Origin of the sequence: Blautia sp. DFI.9.10 (genome assembly GCF_024461705.1) — a bacterium.
GTDB classification, from domain to species: Bacteria; Bacillota; Clostridia; order Lachnospirales; family Lachnospiraceae; genus Blautia_A; species Blautia_A fusiformis.
This window is the reverse complement of the sequence record NZ_JANGAA010000056.1, coordinates 1-563: the sequence shown is the minus strand read 5'-3', so window position 1 is coordinate 563 and position 563 is coordinate 1. Positions and strand designations below refer to the sequence as shown.

1 protein-coding gene is annotated in these 563 nt (G+C 36.2%); it reads right to left on the bottom strand.

Annotation, left to right across the window (positions count from 1 at the left end; all coding sequences use genetic code 11):
* A partial coding sequence (locus NE671_RS15700; RefSeq protein ID WP_256164160.1) for a hypothetical protein occupies positions 1-238 on the bottom strand: 238 nt, incomplete at its 3' end.
* Positions 239-563 lie beyond the last annotated feature (325 nt).

Here is a 563-nt window from a genome sequence, read left to right as displayed (position 1 = left end):
CATGATGTTCGTGCTTGTGATCCTCGCAGCCACAACCACAGTGCTCGTCATGGTGATGATGATGCTCATGTTCATGATGTTCATGTTTATGATCCTCACAACCACAGCCGCAGTGCTTATGATGGTGCTCATGATCGTGATGTTCTTCATGCTCATCATGGCTGTGATGCGCATGCTCGTGACCGCAGCCGCAGGAATCTGCGGACTCCATGGAATCTTTCTTTAATTTGTCTTCCATATGAACTCTCCTTGCTGATTCGTTTGTTTTTTTATATGAATATATGAATTAATGTTCATATGACTATTTAATCATATATTAAAATCTTTGTCAACAGCTTTTCAAAAAACGGATCAAAGAAAAGTGAAATTTATTGCAAAAGAAATATAGAAAACGTTAATATATTCTGAAAAAATAATCTATTTTATTATTTTTATTTAACAAATGTAGCAAGAATTCTCCCACCTCTTCAGGTGGGGAGATGAATTGCACATCTGAGCATATCTGCTCAAAAAATCTCTATAGTATAAAAGAAACACTTGTTCTCTCTTCCCTGATGTAGTAT